At 39.3% G+C, this 17410-nt stretch carries 16 protein-coding genes; 7 read left to right on the top strand and 9 right to left on the bottom strand.

Annotation, left to right across the window (positions count from 1 at the left end; translation table 11 throughout):
- Positions 1-4: 4 nt before the first annotated feature.
- Both ACH30E_RS09055 and ACH30E_RS09050 read right to left on the bottom strand, forming a co-directional pair.
- A complete protein-coding gene (locus tag ACH30E_RS09055) occupies positions 5-649 on the bottom strand; it encodes a peptidoglycan DD-metalloendopeptidase family protein (protein ID WP_490824539.1) in 645 nt (214 codons plus the stop codon).
- 73 nt (positions 650-722) lie between these two features.
- Positions 723-3836 carry a S41 family peptidase gene (locus tag ACH30E_RS09050; RefSeq protein WP_490824538.1) on the bottom strand — a complete coding sequence of 1038 codons (3114 nt, stop codon included), beginning with the start codon at positions 3834-3836 and terminating at the stop codon, positions 723-725.
- Positions 3837-3968: 132 nt separating this feature from the next.
- On the opposite strand from ACH30E_RS09050, the gene ACH30E_RS09045 reads away from it, so the two are divergent.
- Complete coding sequence (locus ACH30E_RS09045) at positions 3969-4484, top strand: hypothetical protein (protein WP_490824537.1); 516 nt, start codon at positions 3969-3971, stop codon at positions 4482-4484.
- A 9-nt stretch (positions 4485-4493) separates the two neighbouring features.
- On the opposite strand, the gene leuS is transcribed toward ACH30E_RS09045, so the two are convergent.
- Positions 4494-7304, bottom strand: a complete 2811-nt coding sequence (gene leuS, locus ACH30E_RS09040; protein WP_490847336.1) for a leucine--tRNA ligase — start codon at positions 7302-7304, stop codon at positions 4494-4496.
- 215 nt (positions 7305-7519) lie between these two features.
- Here leuS and ACH30E_RS09035 point away from each other — a divergent pair, with 215 nt between their 5' ends.
- The 3 genes from ACH30E_RS09035 (at position 7520) to ACH30E_RS09025 (ending at position 9713) form a co-directional block, all read left to right on the top strand.
- Positions 7520-8461, top strand: a complete 942-nt coding sequence (locus ACH30E_RS09035) for a cell division protein FtsX (RefSeq protein WP_490824535.1) — start codon at positions 7520-7522, stop codon at positions 8459-8461.
- A 65-nt stretch (positions 8462-8526) separates the two neighbouring features.
- On the top strand, positions 8527-8766 hold the full coding sequence (locus ACH30E_RS09030) for a DUF3098 domain-containing protein (protein ID WP_490824533.1): 240 nt from the start codon (positions 8527-8529) through the stop codon (positions 8764-8766).
- A 149-nt stretch (positions 8767-8915) separates the two neighbouring features.
- Positions 8916-9713 (top strand): undecaprenyl-diphosphate phosphatase, encoded by a 798-nt coding sequence (locus tag ACH30E_RS09025; RefSeq protein ID WP_294996361.1) that lies wholly within the window; start codon positions 8916-8918, stop codon positions 9711-9713.
- A gap of 132 nt (positions 9714-9845) precedes the next feature.
- On the opposite strand, the gene ruvC is transcribed toward ACH30E_RS09025, so the two are convergent.
- Positions 9846-10403, bottom strand: a complete 558-nt coding sequence (ruvC, locus tag ACH30E_RS09020; protein WP_490824532.1) for a crossover junction endodeoxyribonuclease RuvC — start codon at positions 10401-10403, stop codon at positions 9846-9848.
- Between the two features lie 188 nt (positions 10404-10591).
- On the opposite strand from ruvC, the gene ACH30E_RS09015 reads away from it, so the two are divergent.
- The gene (locus ACH30E_RS09015) at positions 10592-11608 is read left to right on the top strand and encodes a hypothetical protein (RefSeq protein ID WP_490824531.1); all 1017 of its coding nucleotides are present in this window, start codon (positions 10592-10594) and stop codon (positions 11606-11608) included.
- A 10-nt stretch (positions 11609-11618) separates the two neighbouring features.
- Complete coding sequence (locus tag ACH30E_RS09010) at positions 11619-12413, top strand: DUF3108 domain-containing protein (RefSeq protein WP_294996353.1); 795 nt, start codon at positions 11619-11621, stop codon at positions 12411-12413.
- On the opposite strand, the gene ACH30E_RS09005 is transcribed toward ACH30E_RS09010, so the two are convergent.
- From ACH30E_RS09005 to greA, 5 genes are all read right to left on the bottom strand, one after another.
- The gene (locus ACH30E_RS09005) at positions 12403-12777 is read right to left on the bottom strand and encodes a hypothetical protein (RefSeq protein ID WP_294996350.1); all 375 of its coding nucleotides are present in this window, start codon (positions 12775-12777) and stop codon (positions 12403-12405) included. The genes ACH30E_RS09010 and ACH30E_RS09005 overlap by 11 nt on opposite strands.
- Positions 12778-12930: 153 nt before the next feature.
- Positions 12931-13800 carry an MBL fold metallo-hydrolase gene (locus ACH30E_RS09000; protein WP_294996347.1) on the bottom strand — a complete coding sequence of 290 codons (870 nt, stop codon included), beginning with the start codon at positions 13798-13800 and terminating at the stop codon, positions 12931-12933.
- 2 nt (positions 13801-13802) lie between these two features.
- Positions 13803-15122: an MFS transporter gene (locus tag ACH30E_RS08995; RefSeq protein ID WP_294996344.1), complete on the bottom strand. Its 1320-nt coding sequence runs from the start codon at positions 15120-15122 to the stop codon at positions 13803-13805.
- 188 nt (positions 15123-15310) lie between these two features.
- Positions 15311-15706 (bottom strand): HIT family protein, encoded by a 396-nt coding sequence (locus ACH30E_RS08990; RefSeq protein ID WP_490824528.1) that lies wholly within the window; start codon positions 15704-15706, stop codon positions 15311-15313.
- Positions 15707-15769: 63 nt separating this feature from the next.
- Positions 15770-16246, bottom strand: coding sequence for a transcription elongation factor GreA (greA, locus tag ACH30E_RS08985; RefSeq protein ID WP_294996340.1), 477 nt, complete (start codon positions 16244-16246; stop codon positions 15770-15772).
- Between the two features lie 175 nt (positions 16247-16421).
- Between greA and ACH30E_RS08980 the strand changes: the two genes are divergently transcribed.
- Positions 16422-17123, top strand: a complete 702-nt coding sequence (locus ACH30E_RS08980; RefSeq protein WP_294996337.1) for a CPBP family intramembrane glutamic endopeptidase — start codon at positions 16422-16424, stop codon at positions 17121-17123.
- Positions 17124-17410: the final 287 nt, after the last annotated feature.

Genomic DNA, 17410 nt, shown 5'->3' with positions numbered 1-17410 from the left:
GAGATTAGAATGTGTGTCGCAAAATAAAGGCTGGATCAGGACAATTATTGAGGTATTTTATACGCTCACTGAATTTGCATACGCCGGGGTAATCTCCTTTTATGCCCTGCATATCTTTAATCAACTGAAAATGCAAATGCGGTGGCCAATGACCATTTTCTTCAGGTAGTCCAAAATGAGCTATTTGATCGCCTCCATTTATGGGCTTTCCTTCATACAAACCATCCAGATCACCTAAAGAAAGATGTCCATATAAGCTATGAATCTCTGCATCTTCAATTATATGCCTTAAAATAATCACCGCTCCGTAATCTCCATAGGTTTCATGGAATCCAAAACTATGCACTTCACCATCGCATGGTGCAAATACAGGTGTACCTGCATCTCCCCAAATATCAACTCCCAAATGCAAGCGACGTGGTTCATCTGCAGTATCAAATACAGCACTCCTGCTATAAACTGTTCGATGCTCATTATATCCTCCAATCGCATATCGGGCACCTGCATTCAGCCGGCAAGCAGTTATATAAGCATCAAATGCATTGGTATCATTTACCAACTCACTGGTTACCGCTGTGTTATTGGCAGTAAGGTCGAGTTGAAAAAGTAAATCTGTCCCCTTTTCAAAAGGAACAATGGAATGAAACATAAGAGCCGATTAAACTTAATCTGTGAATCTGTGGCTTAAAATATTTTGCCACAGATTCACAGATTATGAAAGATTATTTTTTGAGTTTCTTCATGATTTCTTCAATAGCCTTATCCAATTGTGGGTCACGTCCATTAATACGATCCTCAAAATTCATCGGCACTTTAATATCAGGTTCAACACCAGTAATTTCGAGGTCTTTTCCGTCTAAAGAATAACATCCCCAACTTGGCAGGCGAACAAATGATCCGTCTACCAATCCTGTACCGCTGGTGAAAATAATCCACCTGTATGTCGGCATACCGATAATGGTTCCGAGTTTAAGTGCTTTAAAACCCTGTGATGTCATCTCAGCATCACTCAGCGACTGTTCATTGATTAATAACACAATTGGTTTATCGGCGGGTGCAAAATTGGATTGAGGTGTTAGTTTACCTTCCCTGTATTTCCACTGTAAATAGGCACGCTGACTTAAAAATTTCAATACTTCATCGTGCACATTACCACCCGTATTATATCGCAGGTCGAGTATCAATGCTTCTTTCTGATAAAAATCCTGTGTCATATCAATCAGGAATTTTTCCAGTTCACCGGTACCCATATCTTTCATATTATGGTATGCGACACGGTTATTGGTTTTTTCATCAACACGCTTTTGGTTGATATCACTCCACTCCTGCGAAAGGTTGGCAAATAATGAGCCCTGAGGATGTACTTTGGTAGTAATGGTTTGTCCGTTGCGGTTGAATGTAAGGTTCAACTCAGCATCGAGTGAAGGTCTGCTGAAATAATAGTTCCTGTCTGTTTTTGTGTCCACCGATTCTTCATCCACTTTTACCAAAATGTCGCCGGGGCGAACATCAACAGTTGCCCTGTCGGCATTACTACCTGACACTACATATTTTACTTTATAAGGATCGTCGTTTTCGAAGATAATCCCTGTTTCCATGGTTCTATTAGAAAGCTGCACCGACTCTTCATCACCTGAGGAGGAGAAGCCCTGATGCGATGAGTTCAATTCGCCCAAAAGGTCTGCAAGCAAAGTACGCAGGTCTCCTCTTGTATTCAGATAAGGTAAAAATACTTCATACTTTTTGCGTGTTGCCAGCCAATCTATACCATGGAATTTTTCATCATAGAAATTTTCATTTACATGTGCCCATGTTTCCTGGAACACTTGTGTAAATTCTGCAGACAGGTTTCTCCTGAATACTTTAGAAATGGCGACTGGGTCTACTTTATTTGCATCCAGATTCAATTTATAAACAGAGCCGTTGATCAGCACCATAGTCTTGTCTCCACCTTCCGCATAATCAACACTGAATGCATCAGCTCCATTAATTTTTTCTGTTTTGGGTTGCTCAAATGGTTCAAGGGTTGTTTTCCACAAAGCTGGTCGTCCTTCAGCATGATTACTTACATACAATACAATGGTTTTTTCTCCTTTCTGTAAAACATTCAAAAGGAATTGGGAACCGAAGTTTGGTCCAACCTGCTCCAGTCGATCCATAATTTTAGCAGCATCAATTTTAATAGGTGCCGGTTCTTTTTTCGAAGTGTCCTTTTTCTCTGTTTTGAAAAGAGCCTCGTATTTATCACTACGGTAAGGAGCATCTATTTTCTCTAACGGCATCCGATAGATACTTGGATTCTGCATTCCGAATGGATAAGATGGTTTGGTGCGGGATGAGATAAAATAAATATACTTTGCATCAGGGCTCCAAACAGGACCCGCTTCCGTGATACCAGTATTTGTAAGGTTAATGGTACGGTTATCTTTCAGGTGATGGATAAAGATATCCTGCTCAAAATTTCTGATGGCAGTAAAATAAACATATTCGTCATTGGGAGAAAACCCTGGATCGGAATTCTGGATGGCCCAGATTTCATCTTTAACCAGTGTTTTATTTTCCCATGTTTTTAAATCAAGTAGTTTCACTTCATCACGTCCACTAAGATAAACCAGTTTGGTCCTGGTTTTATTTAAAACTCCAGATCGATTATTCTTAACATCTTTTGTGATTTGTTTTACAGGTGCGGATCCATCTGCTGTAGCTGTAAACCAATTCAGGTAACCATCTACAGTTTGATTAAAGAGAATAGTTTTATTATCGCTCATCCACTTTACCTCCCTTGCTCTTTCCGTATTTCCTTTATTGATCTGTTGTACGAATTTTCCATCAAGGTCACTTACAAATACTTCTCCTCTTGATGTAAAAGCTATTTTTTTCCCATCAGGAGAAACGTCCATATTGGTTATTGCACCACGTACATTATAATCTTTATCGGCTGGCAGAACATAGTTACGGTTCAGGCTGATATTTAATTTTTCTGAACGTTTTGAAGCAATATCATAAAGCCATAGTTGGTAATCGCGTTCAAAAACTATTTTAGTACCAGAGGCATTTACCACTGGAGCTTTGATAGAAGAATTGAAACGGGTAAGAGCCGTTTTCTTTCCATTCTCTAATGTATAAAGGTTGTATTCACCATTTGCTTCATCAGAAATAAAATACAATTTCCCACTTTTATCGATGGTTGAAGCGAAATCTTTTCCTTCCCATTCTGTATGTTTTTTGTATTGCTTGCTGGCAATATTATACGACTGGATATCAGGGTTAAAAGGTCCCTTATAGCGCTTACGGGCTATTTGGCTGGTACTTTCCCAGGTATCGTTGAAGTAGATATCTCCGGAAGGATGTTCAGCCAAACCATGATCCAACTGAAAGAAATGATTACCGAATAATCTTTGTGGCGTACCTCCATTAATATTTACCGTAAACCCGGAAACCTGACCCATTCTATTAGAGGTGAAATATATTTTCTTGCTATCCCAGCTCCAGTTATTCACTTCGTCGTTTGCGCTGTGGAATGTCAGCTGCTTTATTTCACCACCTGTCAGGGGCATTAGATAAATATCAGCGTTACCCATTTGCCTGCTGCTGAATGCCAGCCATTGTCCATCAGGAGAAATGCGTGGACTGGTTTCATACCCTTGCATGGCTGTTATGCGGGTGGCTTTACCATCTTTAATGGCAGCTTTCCATAGATCTCCTTCAAAGGCAAAAACGATGGTTTCGCCATCCGGACTTATAGCCGGGTTTGATAAAAAGTAAGGTTGATTGGATTGAGCTTGTACGCTGGCGAGGCTTATGCAGCCAAGCAGGCAGGAAATGATCCTATTCATGTATGCAGTTTTTGGATGTACAATATACTTAAGTTATAAATGACAAAAAGGTTGGATTGACCGACGGTTTAACAACGGGATAAAAAATATTAAATTTTTTTATATATTGCGGGAATTAAGCTAATACTATACATGAAAAAAGTTGCTTTTCTTATTGTCTTATTTATTTCAGTTACTGAGATTCATGCACAATGTGATAGCAGCTTAATTGGTAATTGGAGAGTTGTTAGCGTAAAAACGGAAGATGGATTTTTTAACTTCCTGACTGATTCTATGTCTGTGTTTCCAGGAGCTTACAACAATGGTGCTGATTCCGCCAAACAAGCGCTGATAGATATACATAAAATGATGTATGGCAGCATTGAATTTGACTTTACAACCGCATCGAAATTAAGTATGCGGTTCATGGGAGAATTAATGATAAATGATACAAAGTATTGTTTTAATAAAAAAAGTAACCTTATTATGGTTACTTCTCAAAATAGCTTAGGTGAATACATTACAGATGAATGGCCTGGACATATAAAAGATGGTTTATTATTTATAACCATGTCAATTAAGGGAGACACGCAGGAAGAAACGCCAACATTCACTTTACAGAAGATGCCCAAATTAGGCAAGATGCCTGAAAACCGGCATCTCCCCTAAATCAAGTCTTTATACTACTACATTAATCATCTTTCCCTTCACAAAAATCAGTTTCTTCAAAGGCTTTCCTTCCATCCATTTTTGAACCAGTTCATTAGCCAGTACCAGTTCTTTAACCTGCTCTTCCGTAGCATCCAGCGCAATGGTTAAGTTGGTTCTCATTTTACCATTAATACTGATGGGGTATTCCTTGCTTGTTTCTGTTACATGTGCAGCATTGAATACAGGAAAATGTGCATCGAGAATAGACCCACTGTTGCCCAATTGCTGCCAAAGTTCTTCAGCAATATGTGGGGCATAAGGAGTTAAGAGAATCAGCAATGACTCAAGTATTTCTTTCTTATGACATTTAAGATCACTCAGTTCGTTTACGCAAATCATAAAGCTACTTACTGCCGTATTGAAACTGAATCGTTCTGTATCTTCTTCAATTTTCCTGATAGTGCGGTGTAATACTTTTAATTCTTCAGCAGTTGGTGTGTCGTTGTTCCAGATTTCACCTTTTGTTTCATCAAAAAACAATCGCCACATCTTTTTAAGGAAACGGTGTACCCCTTCAATTCCCTTGGTATCCCAAGGTTTGCTTTGATCTACCGGACCAAGGAACATTTCATACATACGGAATGTATCTGCTCCGAATTTCTCAACCAACGTATCCGGATTAACGGTATTGAATTTGGATTTAGACATTTTCTCCACTTCCACCCCACAGATATATTTACCATCCTCCAACATAAATTCAGCATTAGCATATTCGCCGTTGCGCCATTTTTTAAAGGCTTCAATATCTAATTCAACACCATCAACTATGTTTACATCGACATGTAACTGATCAACTTCTTCTTTATTTATTAACCCTGCAGACACAAAAAGTTGTGTTCCTTTTTTCCGAAACACAAATCTGCTACTTCCCTGTATCATCCCCTGGTTCAGCAATTTCCTAAATGGTTCATCAAAACCAATATGCCCTAAATCGTAGAGAGCTTTGGTCCACATACGGCTATACAATAAATGTCCAACCGCATGTTCAGTACCACCGATATAAAGATCAACCTGGTTCCAGTAATCGCTAACTTTTCTGCCGCAAAACTGTTGATCATTTTGGGGATCCATATATCGCAGGAAATACCAGCTACTTCCGGCATAACCAGGCATTGTATTGGTTTCCAACACCCCTTTATCACCAAACTGATTGGTCCAATCCGGAATATTCGACAGTGGACCTTCGCCTTCCGGACCAGGGCTATACGATTCTACATTTGGCAAGGTTAAGGGTAGTTGCGATTCATCCAGCGGATAAGCAATACCATTTTTCCATAAAATAGGAAATGGTTCTCCCCAGTAACGCTGGCGACTAAATGCTGCATCACGCATTTTGTAGTTCACTTTGCGTTTACCGATACCCATCTCCTCCAGTTTACTAATCACCAGTTCTATGGCATCTCTCATTTTCATACCATCGAGGAAACCACTGTTATGGAGTATGGCATCTTTGGTTGGATTGGCTTCATTGCCATCGAAAGCAGCACCAATAATATTGGTAATAGGAATATTAAAATGTTGAGCGAATTTAAAATCTCTCTCATCGCCACATGGCACTGCCATAATAGCTCCTGTACCATAACCTGCCAGTACATATTCTGAAATCCATACCGGTATCTCTCTTCCGTCGAATGGATTGATGGCATAAGCACCCGTAAAGCATCCGGTAATTTTCTTCTCTGCCTGACGCTCTCTATCACTTCTGCTTTTCACATAAGCTACATAAGCCTCCACCGCTTCTTTTTGCTCTGGCGTGGTAATTTTTTCAATAAGCTCATGCTCAGGCGCTACAACCATAAAGTCAACTCCGAAGATGGTATCGGGGCGAGTAGTATAAACATTGAGCTCCAGGCTACAAGCTTCAAGCTGCAAGCTTGATGGCTCTTGCTTGTGGCTTGCAGCTTGTAGCTTGAAGCTGATCTCTGCTCCCGAGGACTTTCCGATCCAGTTCGTTTGCATTTCTTTCATGGCTTCGCTGAACTCGATGGTGTCGAGGCCACTAAGTAAGCGATCAGCATATTCAGTAATTCGTAGGTACCACTGGCGTAGTTTCTTTTTTACAACAGGATGTCCCCCACGTTCACTCACCCCATTCACAACTTCATCATTGGCTAACACGGTACCAAGGGCTTCGCACCAGTTAACTTCACCGTATCCACAAAATGCAAGTCGATAGTGCATCAAAATATCCTGCTGTTCTTTTGCTGAATAAGCCTTCCATTGATCTGCAGTAAACTGAATACTGTTATCACCCGGACAAACATGATCTGCATTACCATTTTTTTCAAAAGCCGCTATTAGCTCTGTAATCGGACTGGCTTTTTGTAGTTGCCTGTTATAGTAACTATTGAACAACTGCAGAAATATCCATTGTGTCCACTTATAATAACCCGGCTCACAGGTACGCACTTCACGATCCCAATCGTAACTAAAACCTATATTATCCAGTTGCTTCCTGAAATTATCGATATTCTGTGCGGTACTTTTAGCAGGATGCACACCATGTTCAATGGCATATTGTTCGGCAGGTAAACCAAAAGCATCATATCCCATCGGGTGCAATACATTGAATCCTTTGAGTCTTTTAAAACGACTCACTATATCAGAAGCTATATAACCCAGGGGATGTCCCACATGTAATCCCGCACCACTTGGGTAGGGAAACATATCCAGTACATAATACTTTGGTTTATCGGAATTGTTTTTTACCTGATAGGTTTTGTCTTTTACCCAGGCTGACTGCCATTTTTGTTCAATATCCCTGAAATTGTATTCCATATTTGGTCCTGTTCTGTATACTTTTTGTTGTTGTAAAGCGTTATTAATTGGGCAGGTCTGCTGATCAGAAACTGAAGGCTCAGTACTTTTCGGCAACTGCCGGTAATCCTAACATATCTTTAACCCAAATAAGTCAGGATTACGCTATTTTTCAAAAGCGAAATAATCGTTAGAGTGGCTGCAAATGTAAGTCTTTAGGCGTCAAAACCCTACATTTGCTCCTCATCCCCTGCCCTTCTCCACTGGTGGAGAAGGGGGAAAAGAAAAAAACAGGAATTAGTATGGCAGACAGCGCAAAATCTTCTTTAAAACGTAGTAAACCCAATTATATCTACTCCATTATTGGTGTTGCCCTGGTTCTATTGATTATGGGTATCATGGGATGGTTTTTCCTGAATATTAATTCGGTGGGTAATGCATTTAAGGAAGATATCCGCATCAGCGCCTATTTACGTACCCTTAATAAAGATACCATCGGGCAAATTCAGCAATACATTGCTGGTCGTCCTTATACAAAAACTGTTACTTATGTAGATAAACAGAAGGCACAGGAAATCTGGAACCGGGAAAACAATGAAGATTGGGCCAAAATACTCGATATGAACCCTCTTCCGGAAAGCATTGATTTTTATGCCAAAGCCGGATACGTAAACAAAGACAGTCTAAACGCCATTTCCACCGAATTATTGGGCAAATATGGCAACCAAATCACCGATATTCAATATCCCCAAACCCTGGTGGGTAATTTGAATGAGCGGGCGGCCAAAATCGGGCTCATATTCCTGGTGATTGCCATCATACTATGTATTATCGTTATAGTAAGTATTGACAATACAATACGTCTGGCGATGTTCAGCAATCGCTTCCTGATCAAAACCATGCAAATGGTGGGGGCAACGCGCAATTTCATTGCCCGTCCTTTGAATATCAGGGCAATAGTCAATGGATTAATTAGTTCAGGTATTGCGATCGTATTGTTATTTAGCATCATCAGTTGGGCTGAAAGTCAGTTTCCGCAGTTAAAAGCCATTCGCGACTGGAAACTTACTTTTATACTTTTTGGTGGCCTGATTGTTCTGGGCGTAGGCATTTCAGTGTACAGTACTTACAGAAGCGTACTGAAATATTTAAAAATGAAATTGGACGATCTTTATTAGATGTGAATGGTAAATGGTTAAAAGAAAATACTTGAACAAACAATAATTCTTAAAAACTGACTGATATGACTGAAACAAAAAATACTCCAGCACCACTTTTTACAAAAGATAATTACAAGTGGATGTTGATAGGAGGTGTTATTATTGCGCTTGGATTTTTTTTGATGAGTGGCGGTAAAAGCAATGACCCAAATGTGTTTGATTACAAAGTTGTTTACAGCACCACGCGCATTACCATCGCACCAATCCTTATCGTAATCGGATTGGCGGTAGAGATTTATGCGATCTTCAAAAAAGGAAAATAAATCCCCTACCCTTCAGTGTATTTCTGTGTCTTAAGTGGCATTAATATTACCACTGAAGACACAGAAATACACTGAAGGATTTACTATACACTAAGCTTTCTTTCGGACTTTCAAACAAACCGACTTTCGGACTACTTCAACTCTCCTCCATGTCTATATTCGATGCCATTATAATTGCCATTGTAGAAGGAATAACCGAGTTCCTGCCTATTTCTTCTACTGGTCATATGATTATTGCGAGTTCATTTTTGGGTATCGCAAAAGACGATTTCACGAAACTGTTTGAGGTAGCCATTCAACTTGGAGCTATTCTGTCGGTGGTAGTTCTATACAGAAAAAAATTCTTTCCGCTTAACAGATGGAACTTTTACCTAAAACTTTTAATAGCCGTTATTCCCGCCCTGGCACTCGGTGCGCTCTTCTCTGATAAGATTGATGATCTGCTTGAAAGTCCACTTACAGTCGCCATCACCATGCTGGCAGGTGGTTTTGTATTGTTGTTTATTGACAAACTTTTTCAGCAGCCAGTAATTGATAAAGAAGAGGAAGTGAGTTTTGTGCGCGCATTCATGATTGGACTATGGCAATGCGTTGCAATGATACCAGGTGTGAGTCGCAGTGCCGCTAGTATTATTGGAGGTATGCAACAAAAATTAAACAGGGGATTAGCAGCAGAATTTTCTTTTTTCCTTGCCGTACCAACCATGGCTGCCGCAACCGGTTATAAGTTATTAAAAGCCTGGAAAGACAATCCTGAAATATTAACCAATACCGATAACCTCATCGCACTTGCAGTCGGTAACCTGGTAGCATTTATCGTAGCCATGCTCGCCATCAAATTCTTCATAGGCTTCCTACAAAAACACGGCTTCCGCCTCTTCGGCTGGTACAGAGTGATTGGCGGAGCGATATTGCTTGTGCTTGTATTGACGGGATACCTGAAGTAGGGATGGCAGGTTTGGATTGTGGAATGGCAGATCGCAGATGGCAGATTTGATATTTTAGCTAAGGAGATAGATAGGCATTTATTGAGTCTGCAGATTTAAAAAAATCTGACATCTGACATCTGACATCTGCCATTATTTAATCCTGCTTGGATTTTTCGCAATAAAATCCTCCCACCCCTTTCCTTTTTTTCCATTAATTGCCAGCGGTGAGGATGATTGGTAATAGTGGCAGAGGGCAACCGCCAGAGCATCTGTAGCATCAAAATATTGTGGCTTTTCGGCTATTTGTAAAATACGCTGTAACATTTTCCATACCTGGTCTTTATCGGCATTACCATTGCCGGTAATAGACTGTTTCACTTTTTTAGGAGAATATTCTGTTACCGTTAAACCTGCCTGCATGGCTGCTGCAATAGCAACACCCTGTGCACGGCCGAGTTTCAGCATACTCTGTACATTTTTTCCGAAAAAGGGTGCTTCAATGGCAAATGTGGAAGGCTTATATAACCTGATAAGCTCACAAACTTTTGCATGAATTGTTTCGAGCCTGGCATAAATATCTTTCTGTGAGGTTAATTTCAAAATATCCATTAACAATACCTGCGGCTGCCCCTTATGAATCCTTAACAACGCATAACCCATTAGCTGGGTACCAGGATCAATTCCTAATATAATTTCATCTTTTCCCATTCGCAGGTGAAAATACGGAAGATTTGTGGAGAGAGGGACCATGGTCCATGGTCCATGGTGAAGCATTTTGTTTAATCCATATATACTCCACTATAAACCCCGATCTATTTGCCATCTGCCATAGACTATGGTCTATGGTCTATTGAACAAGTTTCATAGTCCATGATTCTGCTATATTTCCCCGTTCTTTGTACTACTTAAATCATCAGTGCCTGAATAAACGACTAAAAATATTCCTGAACTACTTTCTAGGACCAGTACTTTTTATCTGGCTGGCCTACTCTATCTATCAGCAGGTTCAGCATCAGGATGATATTCAGCAGTCATGGGATATGATTTTACGGTCTTTAAAAGGTCCGCAATCCTGGAAACTAATACTGGCAATTTTGTTTGTATTCGCCAATTTGGGTATTGAATCCTATAAATGGAAATTACTGGTATCAAAAGTGCAAAAAGTTTCTTTTGCCAAGGCCCTTAAAGCAACCATTACCGGCAATGCGCTGGTTTTTAATAGTATTAATCGGTTTGGAGAATCGGCTGCCAGATCAATATATCTGGATGATGGGAATCGATTGAAAGGCATGGCCATTTCATTAGTAGGAAGCATGAGCCTGATTATTACTACCCTTTCCTTTGGTTTAGCCGGAATGGTATATATGCGCATTTTTATTTTCGATGCAACCCATCAGTTAGAGGGATTGTCTATGTTTTGGCTGACAGGATTAATGAGTGTACTCGGATTTGCAACTGCATTGCTTATTCTTTTATATTTTAAATTATCCTGGCTAATCCGGCTACTGGAAAAGATTCCGATTGTGTCGCGATACAGGTTTGTAGTAGAAAATATGGAAAGTTTGGGGTGGCAGTTCTTAACAAAAATTTTACTTCTTTCTATTTTCCGATACGTTGTATATCTGGTACAATATGTGCTAGTAATACAAGTGTTTGAGGTTGGAATAGGCATATGGGATACAATAGCGCTTGTTTCAGTATTGTTGGTCATATTAACCATTATTCCAAGTATTACACTAGCGGAAATTGGAATAAGAGGAAAAGTGAGTTTACAGTTGTTTGGCATACTGAGTAACAACCTGCTAGGCATCATTGCATCAACCGGAAGTATCTGGATAATAAACCTGATTATTCCGGCTATAATAGGTAGTATATTTCTATTGGGCATTCGTTTGTTCAGAAACAATAAGTAAACAGGCAAGCATGAAACGAATTTTCTTACTATTAATATGGCTTATCTCCTTAAAGCCCCTTTCGGCCGGAGATGAATTCTGCGGAATCCGGAACACCGCTTTTCAAGAAGGTGAAAGTATTTCATTTAATGTATTTTATTCTGTACTTGGATTATATGTAAATGCAGGTAATGCCAATTTTTCCGTTTCTCTCGATAAGATGAACAACAGAATTGCCTACCATGTAGTTGGAAAAGGAAGCTCTAACCCCAGTTATGACTGGATCTTTAAAGTTAGGGACAAGTATGAATCATATATCGACACTACCGATCTGCAGCCTCTAAAATTTATTCGGAACATTGACGAAGGTGGTTATAAAAAATTTGAAAACATTACGTTTAATAAAGAAACTAATACCGCTGTTACAACTGAAGGTGTATTTAAAGTACCCGGTTGCGTACAGGATGTTTTGAGTTCTATTTATTATGCCCGGAATATTGACTTCAATAAATATAAACCTGAAGAAAAAATTCCCTTTTCCATGTTTCTGGACAATGAAGTTTATAACCTATACATAAAGTATTTAGGCAAGGAAACCATCAAAACAAAGTATGGTAAATTCAGGGCCATCAAATTCAAACCCTTACTGGTTAAGGGAACATTGTTTGAAGGTGGGGAAAAAATGACGGTATGGGTGAGCGACGACCCCAATCATATACCACTTCGGATTGAAAGTCCAATAATCGTTGGAAGTGTAAAAGTAGACATGATGCAATACCGTAACCTAAGATACCCGCTTAGTTCAATGATCAGTTTTAACCATTAGACACCATCGCATTTTTTGGATACTGTATAGGGTTACTTTGTACGTTACGCGACAACTGGGATCTTTTATATAGCACCCTGCAGATAATTATCACAAAAAGGGTAGCCAGTATAACCCCTCCAATAAGACCTAATAAAAAGGAATTTAAATATTCTTTACCGGCATAAGCAGCATATACCACTGTGGCAGCAGATATAACTCCTGAAACAACTGCGATAACTGCATTGCCATTCCGGTTCGAAATTTCGATTCGTGCATTGCAGGTATCGCAGTTGATGGCGGAAAAATTGTTTAGCAGAATAAACTGCCTGAAGGATATCCTGCATCCGCAATTAGGACATCCGGTTTCCTGGTTTCTGGACATTGGATTTTAAAATAGCGTGTTAAAGCTAGGATTTCAACGTAAACTTAATATGAATAAATGGCAATGAAGTCCGAAAAACACCGATTTTATCACGTTTTTTCACGGATTTTTTAAGCGGTATTATTAGGTGAAACACTACAAACCTGGATAGCTTTACAATGCGTGGAGGGGGAAAGTTTCAGCGACCCTCACTCCTTTTTCTGTTAACTGAAGGCTGCAACATTCGTTTAAATGATCGTGTTCGAAATATAGTATGTAGTTCTTTTCAACTGCTTCTTGTAGAAAATGCTTCTTTTCATGTAGTGTGGTTAATGGAAACATATCATACGCCATCACATAAGGAATAGGCAAATGAGCGGCGGAAGGAAGCAGATCTGCCATATATACCAAGGTATGCCCCTTATAATTTATTTGCGGCAGCATCATTTTCTCGGTATGTCCATTTACAAAACGGATAGAAAAATTCTCGAGAAAAGCCGCTGTCTCTAATTGTCCATTACTTGTAAAGCCTGTTGATGGAGTATTAATAAATTTCAACTGTCCACTTTCCTGAATAGGAAGAATGTTTTCTTTCAGAAAAGATGCTTTTTCTCTATCGTTGGGTTTTATGGCCCAATCCCAATGTTTTTCATTACTCCAGAAAGTTGCATGGGGAAATGCCGGAACCAGCTTATCTCCATCCCGAATTATACTTCCACCGCAATGATCGAAATGAAGATGGGTTAAAAATACATCGGTGATATCATTTCTATTAAAACCGTATTGAGCAAGTGATTTATCTAGTGTATCGTTTCCATGCAGGTAGTAGTGACCAAAAAATTTGGCATCCTGTTTATCGCCCATTCCATTATCAATGAGAATAAGTCTGTTCCTATCTTCCACCAACAAACAACGCATGGCCCAGGAGCACATGTTATTTTCATCAGCCGGATTTAATTTGTTCCACATTGATTTTGGTACAACACCAAACATTGCCCCACCATCCAACTTAAAATAACCACTATTAACCGAATACAATTTCATAACTATGCTACTTTTCCTTGTTTATGCTTAGTTGCTGATGCAAAGCTGAGTAATATCAATCCAATAACAAAGAATACTACAAGTGCCAATACTGAATTTCTTTGTGAGCCTGTGTATTCATTAATATAGCCGAAGCTAAACATCCCAATTACAATGGCAATTTTTTCTGTAACATCATAAAAGCTAAAAAAAGATGTGGTATCTTTTGTTTCAGGCATTAGTTTGGCATAGGTACTTCTGCTTAAAGATTGAATGCCGCCCATTACAAATCCTACCAGTACTGCCAGCGCATAAAACTCATTCACTCCATCTCTTGGCAATAGATACCCGATGATACAAATCAATATCCAAATAGCCACTGTAATCATCAATGCCCTGAAATTTCCCAGTTTATCGGAGAGCTTTGCAATAGTATAAGCACCTGGAATGGCAACCAACTGAATTATTAATATGGCGATAATGAGGTTGGTTGTAGGTATATTCAGTTCACTTTTACCGTATAAAGTGGCGGCAAGCATTACGGTTTGTACGCCCATATTAAAAAAGAAAAATGCCCCAAGATATCTTTTCAATATAGGTGTGTGGCTAAGCTGCTTCCATACTTTATTAAGTTCCTTATAGCCATTTGTGAAAATGCTCGCTTTACTGTTGAGATTTCCGGCAGGAGTTGATTTAGGCAGACGGCTCAATGCCAACTGACCAAAACCCCACCACCATACACCAACAAGTAAAAAAGAAATTTGTGAGGCTTTGCCGACTGTAATACCAAACAAATCTGGTTTCAACACAAAAACAAAACATACTATCTGTAAAATTACACTGCCGGTATATCCCATGGCAAACCCTTTTGCACTAACACGATCCTGATCGGCAGGTGCAGCTATTTCCGGGAGAAATGAATTATAAAATACCAGGCTGCCCCAATAACCTATACAGGCTACAATCATACAGGCCAAGCCAAATGCCAGGTTCGTACTTCCGTAAAAAAATAAAGCGCTACACGCTAAACTGCCCATGGTACAGAAAAAGAATAAGAAACTTTTTTTATTCCCCTTGTAATCAGCAATAGAAGAAAGCATCGGCGATATCAGTGCAACAATCATAAATGCCACTGCTAATGCATAATTATATAAAGAGGTATTTACAAACTCTCTGCCAAATAACTGAACGGTATCATTGGTAGTGGCATCATTACCATCTCCGGTTACCGATTCGAAATAAGCAGGAAAAATGGTTGAAGTAATGACTAGATTATAAACACTGTTGGCCCAGTCGTACATGGCCCAACCATTAATGACCCGTTTTGAAGCAGTAGTTTGCATACGGTGGGGTTTATTTTTCTAAAGTTAGGGGAAAGTGAATTGTCAATGGTGAATTGTCCATTGTTTTTTGGCATTCCTGGAAAGCTGCAGCAATAGGATAGATAACATGCAACTACCAATTAAGATATGAAATCACAACAAGTAAAGGATTAAGTAATATACACCATTCACAATTCACCATTCACAATTCACTTTAAAAGCGCGGCCAATATCCGTTGCTGACTTTCCTGCAGTTGTTCAGGACTCAATTGTAATTTACCTCTGGTGAAATTCAGGTCATCGGCGCTATTAATCGGCACCAGGTGCATATGTGCATGTGGAACTTCTAACCCAACCACACTTATACCACAACGGTTACAGGGAAAAGCTTTTTCGATTGCTTTGGCAATTGGTTTAGCGAAAAGCAACATAGCAGAGAGATACTCATCCGATAGATCGAAGAAACGATCAGTTTCATGTTTAGGAATAACCAACACATGACCTTCTACCAGTGGAAAAATATCCAGGAAAGCAAAAAATTGTTCATCCTCTGCTATCTTATAAGATGGTATTTGACCCGCAATGATTTTGGAAAAAATGGTCATAACCTGTAGATATGAAATTCGTTGTTGTATGCTTTTCGGAAACATACAACAACGAAGAATTAATTAAACAGTGATGTCTTCAATCTTAAATTTAATAACTCCTGTAGGAGCAATTACCTCGGCCACTTCTCCTCTTACTTTTCCCATCAATCCTTTACCAATAGGAGAACCTGCAGAAATTTTTCCTGCTTTAAGGTCAGCTTCTTTTTCTCCTACAATCTGGTAAGTAACCGTTTTTTTAGTAGCTACATTAGTAATGGTTACTTTAGTAAGTATAGTTACTTTACTTGTATCTATATCGCTGGTGTCTACAATCTTTGCATTTGCGATGGCACCTTCCAATTGCTTGATTTTGGCCTCAAGCATGCCTTGGGCCTCTTTGGCCGCATCGTATTCGGCATTTTCTTTTAAATCTCCTTTTTCCCTGGCTTCTGCAATAGCCCTTGACGCAGCCGGTCGGTCAACCGATTTCATCTTCTGAAGCTCTTCACGCATTTTTTCAAATGTCTCCTTTGTAACATACATAGTACTCTCACTCATAATCTTGCGGTTTAAAAAGGGTAAAAAAAATACAACGCCACATTTGATTGCAGCGTTGCATGATTGTAAAAATAGAAAAAATAAACATAATTTTCCAAGCCTGGCAGCTTTTATTTGGAAACCACCTATCTCAAATGATGAAAACCAGATATAAAAAACTTAAAATCAGTTAGTTATGGCAGGTATTTTGGTAGAGTTACTGTTATCACTACTACTCTTAAAACTAATTGAAAAACAAGGGCTTTCCGTACTTGGTTTACTACCAACTTTAAAAAGAATACAACAGTTTTTTATCGGACTATTGATTGCCATGACACTGGCCTCCATTTTTCATTTAACCAGATCAGCATTTGCCGGAATATCCTGGAAATTTAATGAAGCATACTCTTTTAGTGAGTTTGGTATAGGTCTTTGGTGGATGTTGCGTTCTGTACTTTATGAAGAATTTATTTTCCGGGGAGCGCTGTTTTATATTGCTTTAAAAAGACTGGGTGTTACCAAAGGATTTTGGTTATCAGTGATTGCCTTCGGCGTATATCACTGGTTTTCTTACAATGCATGGAATCATCCCGTTCAAATGATTTTTATTTTCCTCATTACAGCAGCAGCGGGTTGGATGTATGCATATGCTTTTATTAAAACAAATTCATTGTTTCTGCCAATCGGTTTACACCTTGGATGGAACACAGTGGGAAGCATTGTATTTTCAGATGGTTCAATAGGAAAACATCTCCTGATACCAATTGCTCAAAATAGTGTGCAGCAAAATAATTTATGGAGTAGTTTATTTATGGTGCTTTACCAGATTTTGGTTCCTGCATTTTGCACCTGGCTTTATGTAAGAAAAATGAATGGGGATAAGGCTACTGGCTTCTAGCTATTACTGTCCGGGGAAATTTGGCTTCAAGCTTCAAGTCGCAAGCCATTGCTGTCCGGGGAAAATTTGCTAGCATCTTCTGAGCCACAGGCTACATGCCACAAGCTGCAAGTAATTAGTAAACCAGACATTAAACAGGAGCCAGGTATTTAGGGAAGATAAAAAAGAATAAATACAATCAGCCAACCTGTTTACAGGCCGTAATTGGCCTGGATGTTGAGCGCAGCTACGACAGCTAAATCAGAGGCCAATGTAGTCTGGGAACGGGTACGGGGCCATTCGGCCCA

It is taken from the genome of Sediminibacterium sp. FW305-C-61 (assembly GCF_058231065.1).
This window is presented reverse-complemented; position numbering and strand designations above follow the sequence as displayed.